Origin of the sequence: Corynebacterium nasorum, from assembly GCF_032821635.1 — a bacterium.
In the GTDB taxonomy this organism is placed as follows: Bacteria; Actinomycetota; Actinomycetes; order Mycobacteriales; family Mycobacteriaceae; genus Corynebacterium; species Corynebacterium kefirresidentii.
On record NZ_JAVBIE010000009.1, the window covers coordinates 81,917 to 96,648 of the forward strand.

Here is a 14,732-nt window from a genome sequence, read left to right on the forward strand (position 1 = left end):
CGTGCGCTCTAGTGTTCGGTCTTGTCTATTTCTTCGCTTTCGGCGCTGGAGGCTACTACCCCCGCGGATGGCGGGTAGAGCAGCGAATCGGGCTGTATTGGTTTGCACTTGCAGCCATCGCGGTATTGTCGACTGTCTTCTTCGGGAGCATTGCCGTCATTTTTGCGCCGTACTTGGCGGCATTGCTCGGCTTTAACCTTCCTTTGCGCCACAGCTTAGCGTTCACCCTTCTTACAGGGGCTGTGGTGGCTGCTGCCACTTGGTACCTTACGCCCAAAAATATCGGCTGGGTCCTCATCGTCCTTTTCGCTTGGCCAATATTTTTAGTGCTGCTCGGCACCTTTTCCCAGCGTCAAGATAGTCGCGCAGAGCTAGAACGCCGATTGGAGCTGGCACGCCAGCGCGAGGATATTGCGACCGATGTTCACGATCTCTTGGGGCACTCTCTTACCGTGATTAATCTTAAGTCCGAGCTGGCGCGCCGGCTAATAGATACGGATCCACAGCGGGCAAGGCAGGAACTGCAAGAGGTAAGTGAGCTTTCTCGCCGAGGTCTGGCGGAAGTCCGCTCCACAGTGACTCGGATGCGTATGCCCACCTTTGAAGGCGAAATCCACGCCGCTCGGAGGGCGCTCGAAACCGCGGGTATTGCGCCCTATTTGCCTTCGGCTACCAAGGCCACTGGTCTTTATGACGCCGAATTTTCCTGGGCTCTGCGCGAATTGACCACCAACGTGGTCCGGCACTCCGGTGCCACCCATTGCTGGGTCCAAGTGACAGACCACCAACTGCAGGTAGCAGACGATGGCTGCGGATTCGGTGCAGAAGAAAGCCTGTTCCGTCCCCAAGGAGGGCTTAATGGTCTGCGCAAACGCGTGACAAAAGCTGGCGGGCAGCTGCTTTTTACGCGCCGCAATGACTGCACGCTCGCCTTGGTTACTATGGACGGAGACAACGACTTTCTTCCTCTTAGCACCGACGGAGGTGTAGGCGATGCCTGAAACCATTCGAGTTCTCATTGCTGAGGACCAATCATTGGTGCGAGGCGCGCTAGTTGCTCTCTTGGAAACAGAGCCAGACATTAGCGTTGTGGCACAGTGTGCAACGGGTGCGGAGGTTGCGGGGCTCGTCGCCAAGCATAGCGTCGATGTTGCTCTGCTGGATATTGAAATGCCCGGCAAGAACGGGCTAGATGCCGCCGCTGAACTGCAAGGCACGGGCTGCCGCAGCCTCATAGTCACTACCTTCGGCCGCGGTGGCTACGTGAAACGGGCGCTGGAGACCGGAGTTTCCGGGTTCGTAGTCAAAGATACCCCGCCAGAAAAACTAGCCGAAGACATTCGGCGGGTGCACTCCGGGCTCAAGGTCATTGACCCAGCACTCGCCCAAGAGACCATTTTCATTCAGGAAAATCCACTGAACACACGCGAACAGGAAGTCGCAAAATTTGTCTTGAAAGGTAGCGGAACTCACCAGATCGCCCGCAAGGTACACCTGAGCAATGGCACGGTACGCAATATTGTAACTTCGCTCATCGCTAAAACCGCGGCTGAAAATCGCTTTGAGGCAGCGACCATTGCGCAAGCACAAGGTTGGCTTTAATAAAACGCGGCCCCAGTGCTGAAATCCCCCTGTTGCTTGTATATGCCTAATCGGGCCTTTTTAGCTCGAGCACATTGACCATGCCCTGAAGGATTATATCCATCACCTTAGAAGCCAGGTTGAAGTAGAAATTAGCCGAGTGATAGCGCAAGGCCCCTACGGTACTTAGCTGCGAGAGGCCGTGGATGGAAGCCCACAAAGCTGCAATCTGAGTAAAAAGAATCCACGGCGAACGTGGTCCATTAGACTCAGAAATGGCATCTCGCACCAAATTCATGATGAAGGTAAATGCCTTGCCCATATCAAATGGTTGCTCAGTTTCGCCGGTCTCGTCGAAAGAAACGGGGACGATTGAGCGGCTAGAGACCTCAATGAGGGCAACAAACCCAATGGGATCCTCAAGCGCATATTCCAAGTACCCAAAGCCGGTTGCCTTGATATAAGCAAGTCCGTGGGAGCCTTCAGGCAGAACCTGGTTTTGGCGCATGATTGCCAGCGTATTAGCTTCATCCAAGGATTCTTCCAAAGCACGCAACAGGTGAGAATCGCCGTCAAAGAGATGCTCGGCATCTGGCAGATCTACGCCCGCCCGTGCAGCTGCTGAGCCCAGATGCAGATTAGGAAGCCCATTGTAGACGATTTCTTCCGCCGCACCTCGGAAAATGGCTGCGCGCTTTTCCTCCGCCGTGCACTTTGGCATGTCCTTTGCAGCAGTAGTAAACGGGACCGGCGGTTCCCCAGAAAGCGCCTCTGGTTCGAAGGGGGCTATCTGCCCGTCGCGCAAGCAAATTTCCAAGCCGGAAAACAACGTCTCAAGACAAGCATTAAAGGTCTGCTTCTTCGCCGTCGGCGAAAGGTGTCGCATAATTCCAAACGTGGCCAAGTGGGTAATTCCCTGCAGCTCACACAAGAAAGAGAGCGACTGGATAACTACCAGCCGGTGCTTAAACTCGCCCCGTGCGGCAACTGCCGCATCCCGCATGTGCTCGAGTACCCAGCGGAAGATGGGAGGAAATGCGTCGAAGCTTTCCGCCTGCTCAATGCCGTCTTCAAAGTTGGGAAAGCTCGTCGCCGTCTGACAGTTATTATAAGCAGCGAAATAGGTCGGGTTTTCAATAGCTAAGTTAAAGTAAACCTTGGCTACTTCACGAAGTTTCTCAATAGCCGCAGCATCATCCGGCAACCTATCTAGTGCCTTAAACGCTGCCACACGGATTCTTTCATCCAGGAATCGGCTGGTTTGAATATATAGGTCGTGGTCGTCTTCAAAAAAGGACTTAGCTTCATCGACTGGCACATCGATTTGCTCCGCGACAGCACAAACCTGTAAAGCGTCGCGCCCACCCTTGGCCAGGATACGAGCACTCTGCTCCAGCAAGCGCTGCTTAGCGGAGCCCGCGTGGGAGACGGAGCCTTCAAGATTGTTCACACAAATAATCCTAGCGATTTCCTGCAAAAATTCAGCCCGATTCGCCCATTTTATAGTTCAATTCACCCACAAAAAGGTGACATCACTGGGATAGACCTATTGCAGATCACTGCGTTCAAGCCCGATACAATTTTGGCCCCAACCCTGACGGGTTGGGGCCAAAATAAAAACTAACTGTTCACCCGTCTAGCAGGTGAACGCTATTTACTCGTTGCCGAGCTTGCCATCAGCAGCGTCGCGAGCCTTGTCGATCTGGTCTGCCTTGTCCTCGCCCAGCTTGCCCTTAGCTGCGTCAGCAGCCTTGTCCAAGCCCTTATCGGTGAGCTCTTCGCCCTTGTCGGAGTTCAGTGCATCCTTGGCCTTATCGAAGATACCCATGTGGTTATCCTTTCTTCTAGTTCTAGCTTTGTCTAATTATTGCCGTGTCCGGCAACACATCCCAACGTACCGATACTTCTAGCTCCATGCCACCAAATCGAGCGATTGAGTCACTAGACCAAATATTCTTTTCCGCTAAACCAAAAGCAATTCCGCTCTGTAACGGAGTTCTTCTCAGAATGACAAATGGAGGCCCCCACAGCCTGACGACCATGTCAGGCCACTGGCTTAGCCGCACTCCAAAGCCCCATGCTATTAGGCAGCGGCAGCATTTTGGCTAATACCAAATGCCCAGATTCTTGCGAATGCTAGCGTTAGACGATATTGACGTTTCCTCCCCTGACAAAGGCTTTGCACCATGGCTACTGCTAACCCACCGCGCCCATCACACCCGGATACGGGCGGGGAATTTTTTGGCTTAGTTTGGCCAGGCAAAGACGCAGCCCGAGAAGCCGCACATACGCCCTTGGCGCGGAATTTCCCGCTCGATTCTGCTCTTAGTACACCGGGTGACTCCCTCAATAGGATTTTTGCCGCAGATAACCTTCCAGTCTTAAAAGAGCTAGCCGCCCGCCGGGAAGTCTTCGACGTCATATATATCGATCCCCCTTATAACACGGGCAAAGACTTCGTCTACCGCGATAACTATCGTTTACGTCGCCAGATGCGTTCAGGTAGCTATGCGGAATGGCACTCGGAATGGCTTTCGATGATGCTCCCCCGGTTAATTTTGGCTCGTGAAGTACTGTCCCCTGAGGGGTTCATCTTCGTCTCCATTGGTGAAGACGAGGTAGCCAATACCCGCAAGGTGCTCGATGAGGTGTTTGGCGAGGGATGCTTTGCCGGCCAATTGATTTGGAAGAAGGCCGGTACTGGCAAAAATGATGCAAAATACGCCGTGGTAGAGCACGAATACATCCTGTGTTACGCCCGAACTCCAGACAACCCCGGTTTCAATATCGATATCCAAGGTCATACCTCCACTAAATATAACCATGAGGATGACAAGGGAAAATACTCCTTGGTACGCCTAGATTCTAAAACCCTTGGGTACCTTCCTTCTCTAGATTTTCCTATTTCAGGGCCCGATGGAAAGGAGTATTGGCCAGACCAACCGGTGGGAAAGAAAAAGGTCGCTCGCTGGCGATGGAGCCTCGACAAGGTGGAACAGTTCTACGATGAGCTGGTTTTCCGTCGCGGGTTTGTCTACACCAAGAACTACCAGAAGGTAGGAGCACGCCCACGTTCGATCCTGGACGGCGAGCGCTTTGGAGTGACCCGCACCGGCCGACGCGATGCGGAAGAAGCAATGGGTATAGAGGGCATCTTCGATTTTCCAAAGCCGGTACGCCTGATTAAACACCTTCTGTCCATTGGTGGTGGCAAGGATGCTCGCGTCTTAGACTTCTTTGCTGGGTCCGGCACCACAGCGCAGGCGGTTATAGAGCTCAACGCCGAAGATGGGGGGTCCAGGACTTTCCATCTAGCGCAAATTCCGGAGCCTACCTCCCCGCGTAGCACGGCTCACCGCGCTGGTTTTTCTACCGTTGCAGATATTTGCATGGAAAGGGTGCGCAAGGTTCCAGGTGCTACCTTTCAGGTCTTTAAGCAGAGCTAGGTTTGTGCGGTACCGGCAGGACGACCAGGAATTCCGAAGAAATCTAAGACGCGATCGGTAGCGAAGAACCTACCTACCTCGTTATGCGCGTCCGCCGTGCCTCCAGGCCACACGTGCGAACCCCCGGCGATACGGATATGTTCGAGCGGTGCGGTACAACCACTCCACCTCATATCGAGCGCATTATTGACCAAGCGGGTGGTATCGACCTTGGTCGAACAACCATTGCGTTTGCGGTCCTGTTCCAGCACGGACTCCACGGAGTAGTACTTGGTCTTGTGGCGAGTGCCTCCGTAATAGCCCACCACAGGGTCTACGGTGCCGTGCATATCCAGCCGCCCGACGGGAGAGTGCGCACAGTTTTTCAGAATGTCTTCATAATAGGCAGCGGAAACGGTGGCAACGGATTTGAAGGTATCGGGCATCTGGCAGGCCAGATAGGCAGCGAATCCGCCGCCATTAGACATACCGGTGGCAAAAATTCGACCATCATCTACGCGGTAAGTAGCGCGGACCGCATCAATTATTTCCCGCACAAACTTCTTATCTTCCGTTGTCGAGGTCTTGGCATATGGAGCGGGGCTCCACGCCTTTTTCTTGCCTTCTGGGAAAATCATGATGGCATCTGCAGCATCAAGACGAGAATAACCACGGAGGTTTTCGGCAGACTGACCCCACCCGTGAAAGGCGAGGACGATAGGCCATTTTTTATCCCCAGAATAGTCTTTGGGCACACTGAGGATAAAGGAACGCCCGGAAGGCAGGTTGATCGTCCTAAAAGAGCCCGGCTCAGGGCCGTTCAAGGGTGCGGAGGTAGGGATTCCTAGGTTAACGGTGTTGGTGGTCTCTGCCGCGTGCGGGGACTCTGTTGATTCGCTAGAACACGAAGTGCCAGCAGCGGCAAGGAAACACACAGTTACCGCACCGAGCACGGCCCGAAGTGACCTCGCGTTCATCCTTGTCTTCCCTTCTGCCATGCGTCCCATAAGTGCTTATAACGGCCACCATAATCTAGCAGGTCGTGGTGACTTCCCTGTTCAACCACGCGGCCATTATCCATCACGATGATTCTATCCGCCCGTGCTGCTTGGTCGAGCCGATGCGCCACGACCAACGCCGAACGCCCACGGGTGACTTCGATGGCGGCCTTTTCGAGGGCTTCGGCTCCCACCGAACCCGCCTCCGCAGTGGCCTCATCCATAATGACGATTTTCGGGTCCAAAAGCAATATTCGTGCTAGCGCGAGTTGTTGGGACGCCACAGGATCTAATTGGACTCCCTGTGAGCCGATAACCGTATCTAGGCCCTCGTCTAGTTGCGCAAACCAGCGTGCGCCCACCCGGTCGAGTGCTTGAAGCATCTGTGCGTCGCTTGCCTGAGGGGCAGCCAAAGAAAGATCCTCGCGGAGGGTGCCTGAAAAAACGTGTACCTCTTGGGAGATCATGGCTAATCGCGCCACGCGCTCAGCGTCCGAAAGAAGTGCTACCTCTACCCCGTCGACCAAGACCTTTCCTTCCTCAGGAACCCGCAAGCCAGCCAAAAGTGCGGCCACGGTAGTCTTACCCGCGCCGGAGGCTCCGACTAAAGCCACCGTATGCCCGGCAGGAATATTGAGGCTGATGTCTCGTACAGCCCAGCCACCGTTGCCATAGCTAAAACTCACATTTCGCATTTCGGCTTCTCCGTATGGGGCTGGAGCGCCGTAATCCGGCACCGCCCGCGGCGGGTCAACGACGACCCCGACTATGCGAGACAGCGAGGCGTAGCCGGATTGTACGGTGTCGATTACCCGCATCAATCCCATGAGTGGGCCCCGCAAACGGATGAGCAGAAGCATGGCTGAGGTTACGGCGCCAACCGTGAGTGCTCCCGTTTGCACCGCCCAAAAACTCACCCCAAGACCACAGCACAGCATGGTGAGCTCGATGCCAGTCATCCACAGCTGTAGAACCATCATGGTTTTACGTGCTGCGTAGCCATCCTTTACCACTTGCGCGGAGGCACGTTCGATGCCGGCATGCATCTGCCCTTCCAGTCCAAAGGCGCGCACGGTCTTTCGCCCTCGTATCGCCTCAAGAAGCCTGCGCGCGCGCTCAGCCATGGCCGCACGCTCGTCGGCATAGCGGCCAGGGGCTCGGTGCAGGTACCTGCAAGCGGCGACTACATATAGCGGCGTAACTGCAACTATTACCAGTATGTATTGCCAATTGAGGCTAAGCAGCGCCACCCCGGTGGTGGTGATGGCAAAAGCAGATTTGGCCAACACTGGTGCGGTCTCGGTGACCGCTGCCGAGAGCTCTGCTACATCATCGGTAGAGCGAGAGACCAAATCCCCGGTGCCCGCTTCCTCCACACGATGTGTGGGCAAGCGCAAAGCGGTAGACAGCATGTCTTCACGCAAAGCCGAAATCACCCGCTCTATAAGGCGGGAGAGAAGAAAGAACCCCGCTGCGGAGAGCACTGCGGAGACGACGGCTACCACTATCAACGAAAGGCCAATAGTAGAAATTGCGCTTTTGGTGATGACGGCATCAACAATCTTTCCCAGCAGGATCGGGATCGCTACATTGGCGCTTGCGCCCGCGGTGAGTAAGGCAAGGGCCACGGCAGCCTGCAGCCGCGAACCGGGGACGTCGGAAAGTTGCCGGCTAATTTCTTCGCGCACCTGGCGCCAAGAAGCCGTAGGAAACCGCATCATAGCCTCGATCCCACAGCAGTCCATGCCGGCGAAGCGGCATAAACGAGTGTTGGCTTTATACCGCGGTGGTGTGCTACCCGCTGCGCAATGACTTGCTCAGTCACCGAGTCCACGGCGGTAGTGGGATCGGCTAAAACAAGGACCGCAGGGTCCGCCGCAATTGCTCGTGCTAGCGCCACGCGCTGCTGTTGTCCCCCGGAAAGATTCCGGCCGCCCTCCCCCACCTCGCGATCTAAACCACCCGGGATATCTTCCCCCGCGGCCGTGTAAAGCGCCCGTTTGGCAACCGCGCTATCGGAAGAAATATTCTCCTGCACGGTTCCCTCAAAAAGCAGCGTATCGTGCGGAGCAACAAGGAAACGCTCCCGCGGCAGAAAAACTAGATCACCTGGGACAGGCTCGGCCACTACGCTCACTCCAGGGGCGAGGGCCGGAAGCTGCGGTTTCTTGCCTTCCACGCTGGGAGCAGCAAGGACGGCTGTAATGCGGGCAGCACTTGCCTGCGCGGCTGCCCAGCGCGAGGCAATATTTCGTCCCAACATCGTCATCGGCGTGATGACGAACTGCGTCAGACCAATAACCGTAATAAGCTCACCCACACTGATAGTGGAATGCATTGCCAGCGCACCTGTCCCAAGGCCCACCGCAATGACATACACCGAGCCCAAAATCTCCGTAGCAGCATTGAGGCGCGCTTGGGAGGCATTGGCGTCTACCGTTCGCTCATAGGCAGTGTCAGAGGCCTGGGCATAGCGCATACTCACCGTTGCTACCGCACCCAAGCCTTTGAGTATCCGAAGGCCGTGCACCAGATCGGTGGCCATTGCACTGGCTTTGGCCAACGCCGCCTGGCGGATTCCTGAGCGGGCGCGCAGTGGCTGTGCCGCGCGCACCGAGCCCGACACCACGAGCGGGCCGCCACACAAAATGGCAATGCCCAAGGGTAGATTGATGCGGCTGGTCATGATAGCCACATACACAATGGCGCTAATCTCTGCGACGGGGAATACCGTCATCATCACCGCATTCTGCACCCGCCTAGCGTCCGTGGAGGCAATAGCCAGCAACTCGCCGGCGCTGCGGGGCTTGCCCGCCATTCCACGCGGGTCTTGAATCCTATCCGTGATGGCCATGCGGACATCGTGGCCAATTACCAACATGGCTCGGGCATTCAGCCCGCGCCCGTACCAGGCGGCTAGGGCATTAAGACCGAATGCGGCTACTAATACCGCTAGCCATAGCCCCAGCCGGTGGATGGATCCCTGCTCCACGGCTTCATCGATGGCATGGCCCACTATCACTGGGGTGGTGGCGTTAAGCAGAAAGGACACAACCATGCATAGCGCTGCCGGCACAGTAAGAGCAGGGCGGGAAAAGACCGTCTTCAGCAGCCACCTGGGATCTGATGCTGCGGGAAGTGTCCTCATAGGCAGCCATTCTAATTCGCGGTAGGTTAGATGAGCTATGTCGACTCGCCGCCCAGATCCCCGTCACTTTCCTAGCTACCGCAAGGCCTCCACGAAGCAAGGCCCCGGTTTCCGCACTGCCGCGCAACGCACCGCCTCCGCCCAAGCCTTCCGCCGCGGCGCTAGCACGTACCACGATGTACGCCCTGGCTATCCGGACGAAGTCACTGCCCTTATCGCCCCTGCCCACACCGTAGCTGATATAGGTGCAGGTACCGGAAAGCTCACTGAGTCCCTTCCCAATGAGCGGGTTATAGCCTTGGAGCCTTCCGCCGATATGGCGGGAGTTCTCGCTTCCCGTCTACACCTGCCGGTCCTGCGTGCTACGGCCGAAAACACCGCGCTTGCCGACGCCTCCTTAGACGCAGCCTGCCTCGCCCAAACCTGGCACTGGGTTGATGTGGCAGCCGCCTGCGCAGAGCTTGACCGCGTCCTCGCGCCGGGCGGAAAAATCCTCTTGGTCTGGAATACGCTCGATGTCAATGCCGACCCATGGGTTTTGCGGCTTTCTCGCATTATGCACTCTGGCGATGTACATAAACCGGGTTTCTACCCGGACTATACGGCGCCGTGGTCTTTAGAGCGAGAACTCCGCCTGACCTGGGAGCACGAACTTACCCCGGAACAACTTCACCAGCTAATGCATACCCGGTCTTACTGGCTACGCAACGGCGAAGCCATCCATGAGCGCATGACCCACAACCTGGACTGGTACCTCTACGAGCACTTGGGATATACGCCCGGACAAAAACTGCACATCCCGTACCGCACGGATGCCTTTGTGCTGGTACGGGAGTCGGATTAAAGCAGGATCTGCGCTAGGAGCGAGCCCACGACGCAGGAAGTAAATACCGAGATGGCGCCGGGAATCAGGAAGGAGTGGTTGATGACGAACTTGCCAATGTGCGTCGTTCCCGTGCGGTCAAAGCCGATGCAGGCAAGGTCCGAGGGGTAGGTGGGCAAGATGAAGTAGCCGTAGGCCGCGCCGTAGAAACCGACGATGATGGCAGGGTCGATGCCCAGCTGCAGGCCAATCGGAGCAATTGCAACCAAGGCCGCGGCCTGCGAGTTCACCAGCTTAGACACGATGACCAGCACCACGGCGTAGGCCCATGGGGCGGCCTCCACTACGGAGCCCAGGTTGGATTCCAAAGCGTCGATATGGGCTTCGAAGAAGGTATCCGCCATCCAGGCCACACCGAACACGGAGAATACTGCGGTCATGCCGGCTTTAAACACCGGGGTGGAAGCGATCTTTTTTGGGTCTGCCTTGCAGCTGAGCAAGATAATTGCGCCGGCTACCAGCATGACCATTTGGATAACCAGGTTCATAGACAGCGGGCTTAGCTCGCCATCATCTCCCGGAACAAGCGGGCGAAGGAATTCAAAGGCACCGAGGGCGACAACGCTGGCGATAGCGACGAGGAAGATAACTACCGCACGCTTTGCTTCCGGCGAAAATTCCTCATCCATAAGCGACCCAGTGGATTGGTTGATGCTTTCGGCAAACTCCGGATCCTTCATTCGCTCCTGGAATGCCGGATCCTCGTCCAAGTCCTTGCCGCGGCGCATCGACCACAGTGCGGCAAGAATGACGCCAGAAAGTGACGCTGGAAGAGCCACCATCAGGATCTGCGGGATGGAATAGGCGTGGTCGATAGCGCCGGCATTTTCCGCGATGATAGACGCCAAGGACACGGTGGCCACAGACACTGGAGAGGCCGTAATACCCATCTGCGCCGACGTCGAGGCGACAGCCATCGGGCGTTCTGGGCGGATGCCCTTTTTCAGCGCAATGTCCTCAATAATCGGAAACATCGTGTACACCACGTGGCCCGTACCGCATAGGACCGTCAAGAACCAGGTAGTAAGCGGCGCGAGGATGGTGATGCGCTCTGGGTGGGCGCGAAGGAACTTTTCGGCAAATTGCATCATCACTTCCAACCCGCGGGCCTGTTGCAAGGTAGCCGCGCAACCAATGACTGCGATGATGGTCAGCATCACTGACACCGGAGGCTCGCCCGGGGCGAGGCCGAAAACAAAGACCATGAGCATCAGACCGATGCCGGAGATTAGTCCCAGCCCGATGCCACCATAGCGAGTGCCCAAGAGCAGGGCGCTAAGGATAATGATGATCTGGAGCACGATGGCCAGAATTGAATCTGGCGCGATTACGCTGGCTAACATACAAAGCCTTCCATCACGAGAGGATCTATAACTGGTTATATCCTATCGATCCCCACATGAACGGACATAAACGGACAGGCGAGCTAATTCTCACACCGTTTTCAGTGCAAAAATCGCTCGCCTGAATGCTATAATCCCAGCGTAACGGGCATACTGCTAGCGCTTCTTGCCGCGCCTCTCCCGCACTCGCACTGCGATGCGGATGGGCGTTCCATGAAAGCCAAAACGCTCACGGAACTTGCGCTCGAGGTAGCGTCGATAGGCCGCATCCAAAAATCCTGTCGTGAACAAGACAATCGTCGGCGGCTGCGTGGATGCCTGCGTGGCGAACAAAACGCGCGGCAGGCGGTTATTTTTCATCGGCGGAGGATTAGCTGCGATGGCCTCACGCAACCAGTTATTCAACTGACCCGTAGACACGCGCTGGTCCCAGCTTTCCAGCGCCTCGATCATGGCAGGTTCCAGCTTCTGCAGGGCGCGGCCCGTTTCGGCGGAAATATTCACACGCGTAACCCACGGTAGGTGGCTCAGCTGCTGATCGATCTCGCGGTTAAGGTAGTAGCGGCGGTCCTCATCCATGAGGTCCCACTTATTGAATGCGATAACGAGGGCTTTGCCTGCCTCTAGCACCATATTAAGCACGCGCTGATCCTGCTCAGAAATCTCCTCAGAGGCGTCGATAAGCATAATGCAGACCTCGGCAGCATCGATAACGCCGCGCGTACGCAAGGAGGCATAGTACTCATGTCCCTGCGCGTTTTTGACCTTCTTGCGCAGGCCGGCAGTATCAATGAACTTCCACAGCTGCTCATCCAGCTGTACCAAAGAGTCCACCGGATCCACGGTGGTGCCCGCGACATTATCCACCACGGAGCGCTCTTCACTGGTCAGCTTATTGAGCAGGGAGGATTTACCCACATTAGGCTTGCCCACCAAAGCGACGCGGCGCGGACCAGAAGTAATCGCGGTCTGCCGCGGCTCTTCCGGAAATACCCGCAAAATCTCATCGAGCACATCCGCGCCGCCGCGGCCGTGCTGAGCAGATACCGGCCACGGATCGCCCAGGCCCAGCGCATAAAACTCGGCCATATCCGCATACTGATTATCGGAATCAAACTTATTCGATACTAGGATCACCGGCACGGGGGATTTTTGCAGGCGGCGGGCCATGACCTCATCCGTCGCAGTAATTCCCACCTTGGTGTCTACCACCATGACGATGACGTCAGCAGTTTCCATCGCCACCTCTGCCTGGCGAGCGATTGCGCCATGGATGCCCTTGACGTTCGGATCCCAACCGCCGGTATCTTGTACCAAAAAGCGTTGCCCATTCCAGTCCGCTACATAGGAGATTCGGTCACGGGTAACGCCCGGGTGGTCTTCTACCACTGCTTCGCGGCGGCCAAGGAAACGATTGACCAAAGAAGACTTGCCCACATTAGGGCGACCAACAATGGCTACCGTGCACAGAGCTTCTTCGGTGTGATCATCGGACTCAACACCAAAAGCACGGGAGAGTTCCTCCCATTCCTCTTCGCTTAGCGGCTCTTCCCCTTCTGTTTCTTCACCAAAATCGGCCTCGCCGAATTCCGAGTCATCGAACTCATAGTCAAACTCCTCGGCATTGAAGTCATCAGCGGCCCAACCAGGAGAGGCTTCTACCACCTCATCATCGAACTTTCCGGCCGGGTAATGGAACTGAGTCTCCGACTCTTCCTGGGGATCGTGCTTAGTCATTGACCGACTCCTTTACCACGTTAATCAGGGCCTGTATGACATCCTCAGGGCTCATATCCGAGGTATCAACTAAGGTTGCATCGTCTGCTGGGCGCAATGGCGAGGTTTTGCGTGAAGAATCTGCCGCATCGCGGCGCTGCACGTCTGCGAGTACCGTCTCGTAGTCTGAAGCGATTCCTGCCCTTTCGTTCTGCGCCTGACGTCGGCGGGCTCGGACTTCAGCAGAGGCGGTCATGAATGCTTTAGCAGGGGCATCAGCAAGCACAACGGTGCCAATATCGCGCCCTTCTACAATAGCCCGGTGTGCCTCGCGGGCTAGCTTGCGCTGCAGGGCTACCAGGTTTTCCCGAACTTCCGGAATGGCAGATACGGCGGAGACATTGCGAGTGACTTCGTCTTCCCGAATAACGCGCGCGACATCCTCGCCGCCGAGAAGAACCTCGGTGGAATCTGGATCATCGGAAACTTCCAATGGCAGATCGGCTGTAGCAGCAATCACCGCGGACGTATCCGCAGGGTCCACTCCCTTACGCAACACGGCAAGAGTTGCTACACGGTACATGGCACCAGTGTCGATGTACTTTGCATCGAGTTGTTTGGCTAGGGCGCGGCACGTGGTCGACTTACCAGTCCCAGAAGGGCCATCCACAGCTAGGATGAGGCCCTGATTCGCCATATTAGAAATCATTACATCTCCACCGCCTTATACAGACTAATCAATTCGCTGGAATTGAGAGCACGCAGGCCACCAGGCTTCATATCGCCCAACTGCACCGTATGAAGCTTGGTACGCACCAAACGCTGCACGGGGAAACCCGCCTCTTTCAACATGCGGCGCACAATGTGCTTGCGCCCCTCATGCAGCTCAAGACGAACCAAAGAATATCCCTGGTTGGTATCTACAACCTGCGCAAAATCTGCCTTTGCCAGGCCATCCTCCAACTCGATTCCTTCCTTGAGCTGTCGCACAAGCTTCCGATCGGCCTCACCCAAAACAGTTGCGAGGTAGGTCTTCGTCACCTCATACTTAGGGTGCATCAAACGGTTAGCCAACTCGCCGTCATTGGTGAGAATAAGCAGACCTTCGGTATCGGCGTCGAGGCGGCCTACGTGAAAGAGACGCTGGCCAGCAGCAACCTTTTCCGAAACCACGTCGCCTACGCACGGGCGGCCCAAGTCATCAGACATAGTGGACTGCATGCCGCGCGGCTTGTTGAGCACAAAATATTCGTGCTCCTCGTTGACATTAACGCGCACACCATCTACTCGGATGACGTCAACAGAGGGGTTTACCTTAACGCCCTGCTTGGAAATGATCTTGCCGTTGACCTCAACACGGCCGGCATCGATGAGGATTTCAGCGTGGCGACGAGAAGCAACGCCTGCCTTAGCGAGCACCTTTTGGAGACGTTCCCCCTTAGGCTTGTCTTCATCGACCAGCCAATCGGCGCCCAGTTCTCGGGCTACGGATTCTGCAGTAGCCTTCTGCTTTTTCTTTGACACATGCTGGTGACGGGCCGGCTTAGCATTAGAGACAATGATGTCACTGTCTCGCTGCTTCTTATCCGGTGTGCCGTCACGGCGAGCGGGAGGAGTCACGTACGTGTCCTTTTCTCT

Annotated in this window: 13 protein-coding genes; 4 read left to right on the forward strand and 9 right to left on the reverse strand. The window is 56.2% G+C overall.

Annotated elements, in window-relative coordinates; translation table 11 throughout:
• Positions 1-11: 11 nt before the first annotated feature.
• Together RAE07_RS08575 and RAE07_RS08580 are read left to right on the forward strand one after the other, a co-directional pair.
• A complete protein-coding gene (locus RAE07_RS08575; RefSeq protein WP_316328670.1) occupies positions 12-1,001 on the forward strand; it encodes a sensor histidine kinase in 990 nt (329 codons plus the stop codon).
• Positions 994-1,602, forward strand: a complete 609-nt coding sequence (locus RAE07_RS08580; RefSeq protein ID WP_317001693.1) for a response regulator transcription factor — start codon at positions 994-996, stop codon at positions 1,600-1,602. Before RAE07_RS08575 ends, RAE07_RS08580 begins: the two co-directional genes overlap by 8 nt.
• 46 nt (positions 1,603-1,648) lie before the next feature.
• On the opposite strand, the gene RAE07_RS08585 is transcribed toward RAE07_RS08580, so the two are convergent.
• Together RAE07_RS08585 and RAE07_RS08590 are read right to left on the reverse strand one after the other, a co-directional pair.
• The gene (locus tag RAE07_RS08585; RefSeq protein ID WP_259824500.1) at positions 1,649-3,031 is read right to left on the reverse strand and encodes a hypothetical protein; all 1,383 of its coding nucleotides are present in this window, start codon (positions 3,029-3,031) and stop codon (positions 1,649-1,651) included.
• A 204-nt stretch (positions 3,032-3,235) separates the two neighbouring features.
• A complete protein-coding gene (locus tag RAE07_RS08590; RefSeq protein WP_005324698.1) occupies positions 3,236-3,409 on the reverse strand; it encodes an antitoxin in 174 nt (57 codons plus the stop codon).
• Positions 3,410-3,767: 358 nt separating this feature from the next.
• Between RAE07_RS08590 and RAE07_RS08595 the strand changes: the two genes are divergently transcribed.
• Positions 3,768-5,027 carry a site-specific DNA-methyltransferase gene (locus RAE07_RS08595; protein WP_316328671.1) on the forward strand — a complete coding sequence of 420 codons (1,260 nt, stop codon included), beginning with the start codon at positions 3,768-3,770 and terminating at the stop codon, positions 5,025-5,027.
• Here RAE07_RS08595 and RAE07_RS08600 read toward each other — a convergent pair.
• From RAE07_RS08600 to RAE07_RS08610, 3 genes are read right to left on the reverse strand one after another with little or no spacing between them, the layout of a single operon-like run.
• The gene (locus RAE07_RS08600; protein ID WP_200287532.1) at positions 5,024-5,983 is read right to left on the reverse strand and encodes a CE1 family esterase; all 960 of its coding nucleotides are present in this window, start codon (positions 5,981-5,983) and stop codon (positions 5,024-5,026) included. The two genes, RAE07_RS08595 and RAE07_RS08600, sit on opposite strands and share 4 nt — an antisense overlap.
• Positions 5,980-7,722 (reverse strand): ABC transporter ATP-binding protein, encoded by a 1,743-nt coding sequence (locus tag RAE07_RS08605; RefSeq protein ID WP_023021597.1) that lies wholly within the window; start codon positions 7,720-7,722, stop codon positions 5,980-5,982. Before RAE07_RS08605 ends, RAE07_RS08600 begins: the two co-directional genes overlap by 4 nt.
• Positions 7,722-9,152, reverse strand: coding sequence for an ABC transporter transmembrane domain-containing protein (locus RAE07_RS08610; RefSeq protein WP_316328672.1), 1,431 nt, complete (start codon positions 9,150-9,152; stop codon positions 7,722-7,724). The genes RAE07_RS08605 and RAE07_RS08610 overlap by 1 nt, the downstream gene beginning before the upstream one ends.
• Positions 9,153-9,189: 37 nt before the next feature.
• On the opposite strand from RAE07_RS08610, the gene RAE07_RS08615 reads away from it, so the two are divergent.
• Positions 9,190-9,996, forward strand: coding sequence for a class I SAM-dependent methyltransferase (locus RAE07_RS08615; protein WP_023021599.1), 807 nt, complete (start codon positions 9,190-9,192; stop codon positions 9,994-9,996).
• On the opposite strand, the gene RAE07_RS08620 is transcribed toward RAE07_RS08615, so the two are convergent.
• From RAE07_RS08620 to RAE07_RS08635, 4 genes are all read right to left on the reverse strand, one after another.
• Positions 9,993-11,378 (reverse strand): anaerobic C4-dicarboxylate transporter, encoded by a 1,386-nt coding sequence (locus RAE07_RS08620; RefSeq protein ID WP_316328673.1) that lies wholly within the window; start codon positions 11,376-11,378, stop codon positions 9,993-9,995. The two genes, RAE07_RS08615 and RAE07_RS08620, sit on opposite strands and share 4 nt — an antisense overlap.
• A 156-nt stretch (positions 11,379-11,534) precedes the next feature.
• The gene (gene der, locus RAE07_RS08625) at positions 11,535-13,115 is read right to left on the reverse strand and encodes a ribosome biogenesis GTPase Der (protein ID WP_023021601.1); all 1,581 of its coding nucleotides are present in this window, start codon (positions 13,113-13,115) and stop codon (positions 11,535-11,537) included.
• A complete protein-coding gene (cmk, locus tag RAE07_RS08630; protein ID WP_239208322.1) occupies positions 13,108-13,803 on the reverse strand; it encodes a (d)CMP kinase in 696 nt (231 codons plus the stop codon). The genes der and cmk overlap by 8 nt, the downstream gene beginning before the upstream one ends.
• Complete coding sequence (locus tag RAE07_RS08635) at positions 13,803-14,714, reverse strand: pseudouridine synthase (protein WP_316328691.1); 912 nt, start codon at positions 14,712-14,714, stop codon at positions 13,803-13,805. Before RAE07_RS08635 ends, cmk begins: the two co-directional genes overlap by 1 nt.
• Positions 14,715-14,732 lie beyond the last annotated feature (18 nt).

Bases quoted from the DNA above. Each gene is read 5' to 3' on its own strand.
- RAE07_RS08580 (WP_317001693.1), top strand. From the start codon at position 994: ATGCCTGAAACCATTCGAGTTCTCATTGCTGAGGACCAATCATTGGTG.
- RAE07_RS08590 (WP_005324698.1), bottom strand. From the start codon at position 3,409: ATGGGTATCTTCGATAAGGCCAAGGATGCACTGAACTCCGACAAGGGC.
- RAE07_RS08595 (WP_316328671.1), top strand. From the start codon at position 3,768: ATGGCTACTGCTAACCCACCGCGCCCATCACACCCGGATACGGGCGGG.
- RAE07_RS08600 (WP_200287532.1), bottom strand. From the start codon at position 5,983: ATGAACGCGAGGTCACTTCGGGCCGTGCTCGGTGCGGTAACTGTGTGT.
- RAE07_RS08605 (WP_023021597.1), bottom strand. From the start codon at position 7,722: ATGCGGTTTCCTACGGCTTCTTGGCGCCAGGTGCGCGAAGAAATTAGC.
- RAE07_RS08610 (WP_316328672.1), bottom strand. From the start codon at position 9,152: ATGAGGACACTTCCCGCAGCATCAGATCCCAGGTGGCTGCTGAAGACG.
- RAE07_RS08615 (WP_023021599.1), top strand. From the start codon at position 9,190: ATGTCGACTCGCCGCCCAGATCCCCGTCACTTTCCTAGCTACCGCAAG.
- RAE07_RS08620 (WP_316328673.1), bottom strand. From the start codon at position 11,378: ATGTTAGCCAGCGTAATCGCGCCAGATTCAATTCTGGCCATCGTGCTC.
- der (WP_023021601.1), bottom strand. From the start codon at position 13,115: ATGACTAAGCACGATCCCCAGGAAGAGTCGGAGACTCAGTTCCATTAC.
- cmk (WP_239208322.1), bottom strand. From the start codon at position 13,803: ATGATTTCTAATATGGCGAATCAGGGCCTCATCCTAGCTGTGGATGGC.